The 3,830-nt window shown below is 64.2% G+C and carries 4 protein-coding genes and 1 pseudogene; 2 read left to right on the forward strand and 3 right to left on the reverse strand.

From position 1 onward, the window contains the following. Positions 1-474 (forward strand): HRDC domain-containing protein (locus AC1D00_RS31110; RefSeq protein ID WP_477013292.1); only part of this gene is annotated, 474 nt, incomplete at its 5' end. Positions 475-654: 180 nt separating this feature from the next. Here AC1D00_RS31110 and AC1D00_RS31115 read toward each other — a convergent pair. Further along, positions 655-1,668 carry a 1-aminocyclopropane-1-carboxylate deaminase gene (locus AC1D00_RS31115; RefSeq protein ID WP_027545292.1) on the reverse strand — a complete coding sequence of 338 codons (1,014 nt, stop codon included), beginning with the start codon at positions 1,666-1,668 and terminating at the stop codon, positions 655-657. A 163-nt stretch (positions 1,669-1,831) separates the two neighbouring features. Between AC1D00_RS31115 and AC1D00_RS31120 the strand changes: the two genes are divergently transcribed. Next, the gene (locus AC1D00_RS31120) at positions 1,832-2,296 is read left to right on the forward strand and encodes an Lrp/AsnC family transcriptional regulator (RefSeq protein WP_135174937.1); all 465 of its coding nucleotides are present in this window, start codon (positions 1,832-1,834) and stop codon (positions 2,294-2,296) included. A gap of 6 nt (positions 2,297-2,302) precedes the next feature. Here the strand turns inward: AC1D00_RS31120 and AC1D00_RS31125 are convergent, their stop codons facing one another. Continuing rightward, the gene (locus AC1D00_RS31125) at positions 2,303-3,607 is read right to left on the reverse strand and encodes a citrate-proton symporter (RefSeq protein WP_477013293.1); all 1,305 of its coding nucleotides are present in this window, start codon (positions 3,605-3,607) and stop codon (positions 2,303-2,305) included. 25 nt (positions 3,608-3,632) lie between these two features. Next, positions 3,633-3,830: pseudogene (locus AC1D00_RS31130) on the reverse strand (FAD-dependent oxidoreductase); the annotation flags it as partial.

Below are 3,830 nucleotides of genomic sequence, written 5' to 3' on the forward strand. Positions count from 1 at the left end.
GTATTCGGCATCGGGCGCGAGCTCAACGAAAAGCAGTGGCGCACGGTGCTGCGGCAGCTCGTTGCGATGGGCCATTTGCAGAGCGACAGTGAAGCCTATGGCGCGCTGAAGCTGATGGACTCCGCACGCGGCGTGCTACGCGGCGAGACCGAGGTGTGGCTGCGCGAGGAGGCGCCCGGCGCCCGCATCCGTTCCAGCCGCGCCAAATCCCGCCGCGGCGATCTCGCGCCTGCCGCAAGCGCCCCGCAAGGCGACGTCGATCCCGAGCTGCGCGCGCGGCTGCGCTCCTGGCGCTCGGACGTTGCGCGCGAACGCGGCGTGCCGGCCTATGTGGTGCTGCACGATGCCACCATCGACGGTATCGTGCGGGCCTGGCCGACCACGCTGGACGAGCTCCGCAACGTGCCCGGCATCGGCGACAAGAAGCTCGAGCATTATGGCGACGAGCTGCTGCGGATCATCAGGACGCGGTAAGGGGCGACCATCCTTCCACGTCGTCATCCCGGACAAGCGGAGCGCAGATCCGGGATCCATAACCACAGGCAAACGTAGTTGCGGCAAGCTGGTCACCACGAGTCTTCGCGAARCGCGATTCTGTGGTTATGGGTCCCGGGCTCGCGACTTCGCCGCGCCCCGGGACGACAGTTTGCAACCTCAGCCGTTCCTGAACGCATACCCGTAGCCGTTGAGCGCCGGGGCGCCGCCGAGATGCGCGTAGAGGACCTTCGCGCCCTTCTCGAAATAGCCCTTCTGCGTCAGGTCGATCAGACCCTGCATCGACTTGCCCTCGTAGACGGGGTCGGTGATCATGGCTTCGAGACGCGCGGTGAGGCGGATCGCTTCCTTGGTCTCTTCCGACGGCACGCCATAGGCGGGATAGGCGTAGTCCTCGATCAGCACGACATCGTCTGCAACGATGTCCTTGCCGAGCTCGACGAGCTTGGCCGTGTTCTGCGCGATCGAAAGCACTTGCGCCTTGGTCTGCGCCGGGGTGAACGACCCGTCGATGCCGATCACCTTTCGCGCGCGGCCGTCGGCGGCGAAGCCGACCAGCATGCCGGCATGGGTCGAGCCGGTGACGGTGCAGACCACGATGTAGTCGAACTTGAAGCCGAGCTCGGCTTCCTGCTTGCGCACTTCCTCGGCGAAGCCGACATAGCCGAGCCCGCCAAATTTGTGCACGGAGGCGCCGGCGGGAATCGCGTAAGGCTTGCCGCCCGCGGCCTTCACCTCCTCGATCGCCTGCTCCCAGCTCTTGCGGATGCCGATGTCGAAGCCGTCGTCGACCAGGCGCACGTCGGCGCCCATGATGCGCGAGAGCATGATGTTGCCGACACGGTCATAGACGGCGTCCTCGTGCGGCACCCAGGCTTCCTGCACCAGGCGGCACTTCATGCCGATCTTGGCGGCGACGGCGGCGATCATGCGGGTGTGGTTGGACTGCACGCCGCCGATCGAGACCAGCGTGTCGGCGTTGGAGGCGATCGCATCCGGGATGATGTATTCGAGCTTGCGCAGCTTGTTGCCGCCATAGGCGAGACCGGAATTGCAGTCCTCGCGCTTGGCATAGATCTCGACATTGCCGCCGAGATGCTTCGATAGCCGCTCCAACTTCTCGATGGGCGTCGGGCCGAAGGTCAGCGGATAGCGCGCGAATTTTTCCAGCATGGTCAGGTCATCCCGATTGGTGTTGAGCTGGCCGCAGCGACTAGCACAGGTGATAAGGAATGTGCTCTCGAATGCTGCGCCCGTATTGCATGCTATCTTGCGAAGAATGGCAAGCTAGCTAATATTTCTTTCAGAAATCGATCAAATATCGGAAGTTCCTTCCATGTCGTCCCGATTAGACCGCGTAGACCTTAAGATATTGAGATTGCTTCAAAATAACGGCCGGCTCAGCAATGCCGAGCTGGCCGAAACCGTCGCGATCAGCCCCGCGACCTGCCATCGCCGCACCCAGCGCCTGTTCGAGGACGGCTTCATCGCCGCCGTCCGCGCCATGGTTGCCCCGAAGAAGGTGGCAAAGGGGACCTTGGTCATGGTCGGCGTCGTGCTGGACCGCTCGACGCCGGAAAGCTTTGCCATCTTCGAGCAGGCGATCGCAAAGCTGAAATTCGTGCTCGACTGCCACCTCGTCGCCGGCGACTTCGACTATTTCCTCAAGATCCGCGTCGGCGACATGGAGGACTTCAACCGCATCCATGGCGAGCAGCTCATCGCGCTGCCCGGCGTGCGCCAGACCCGCACCTTCTTCGTGATGAAGGAAGTCGTCGACAACGCACCGCTGGAGTTTTGAGCGGCTTCACGATGCCGGTTCGACGACGCCGTCCGCGACCTGCTCCCGCTCGGCGTCCTCCGGCCGCATCGCGATCACCGCGATCAGCCCGAGGCCGACGCCGATCATGACATAGAAGATCGGCGCCAGCGGGGAGCCGGTGAGCGCGATCAGCCAGGTCACGAAGAACTGGGCAAAGCCGCCGAACACCAGCACGGCGACGTTGTTGACGATCGCGAGCGCGGTCGAGCGAATGCGGATCGGGAACAGCTCGACCAGCGTGGTGCAGTAGACGCCGAGGAAGAAGGCGCTGAAGAAGCCGATGACGACCTGGGCGACCAGCAGCCTTGCGATCGACGGCTCGGAGATCACCCAGGCATAGAGCGGGTAGAGCGAGACGAAATAGCCGATCAACGAGACCAGCAACAGCGGCCTGCGCGGATAGCGGTCGGAGACGGCGCCCGCGATCGGCACGACGATCACCATCACGATTGCCGCGATCATCTGCACCAGGAAGCTCTGCATCAGCGGCAGCTTCAGCACCTCCTTGGCATAGGTCACGGTGTAGCCGAAGGTGACGTAGAACGACACGGCGCTCGCCACCACCATGCCCATGCCGATCAGGAAATTGCGGCCGGGATTCTTGAGCGCGGCGATGAAATTGTCCTTGTGCACCGTCGCCATGCTGCGCCGGGAAGCTTCGGGCTCGATGACGCTGGCGCGCATATAGAGCAGGATCGGAACGATCACGAGGCCGACGAAGAAGGGAATGCGCCAGGCGCCGGCGGCAAGCTGCTCCTGCGTGAACGCCAGCGTCAGGACGGCGCCCAGCACTGCGCCGAGCACGTTGGCCATCAGCTGGCCGGCGATCTGCCACGAGCCATAGAAGCCGGTGCGGCCGGGAGGCGCCGCTTCGATCAGATAGGCGGTCGAGGTGCCGAACTCGCCGCCGACCGAAAAGCCCTGCAACAGCCGCGCCAACAGCACGATCAGCGGCGCCGCAATGCCGGCCGTCGCGTAGGTCGGCGTCAACGCCAACAGCGCGACCGACACGGCCATGATGCCCATGCCGAGCGTCATCGCCGCCTTCCGCCCCTTGCGATCGCCGAAATAGCCGAGCACGAGGCCGCCGATCGGCCGCATGAAGAAGCCGGTGCCGAACAGCGCGGTGGTCAGCAGCAGCGCGTTGATCTCACTGCCCGGAATTTTCGGGTCGACCGGGAAGAACAGGTTCTTGATGATCGGTGTCATCAGCGCGAACACCGTGAAGTCGTACCACTCCAGCGCATTGCCGGCGATCGCGGCCGCGATGGCTTTCCTGTTCGTCTGCATCTCTCGCTTGCCTGTCCGGTTGCGCCTATTCGGCGGGTTGATGGGTGACGTCGGCATCCTGCCATTCGTCGCCGGCGAGTTCCGGCGTGGCGAAGGCCTTGAGGTTGGCGAAATGAATCTCGCGATCCTCGACGAACAGGCGACGGACGATGCCGCGCGCGAGCCGGTCGGCGCCCTCGCTGATCGCGGGGATATCGCCGGAGAGCTTTCCGTGGCTCAGCGT

The sequence above is a fragment of the Bradyrhizobium sp. P2_E8 genome (genome assembly GCF_056403875.1).

Coding starts and splice junctions, on each gene's coding strand:
- AC1D00_RS31115 (WP_027545292.1), bottom strand. CDS start 1,668: ATGCTGGAAAAATTCGCGCGCTATCCGCTGACCTTCGGCCCGACGCCC.
- AC1D00_RS31120 (WP_135174937.1), top strand. CDS start 1,832: ATGTCGTCCCGATTAGACCGCGTAGACCTTAAGATATTGAGATTGCTT.
- AC1D00_RS31125 (WP_477013293.1), bottom strand. CDS start 3,607: ATGCAGACGAACAGGAAAGCCATCGCGGCCGCGATCGCCGGCAATGCG.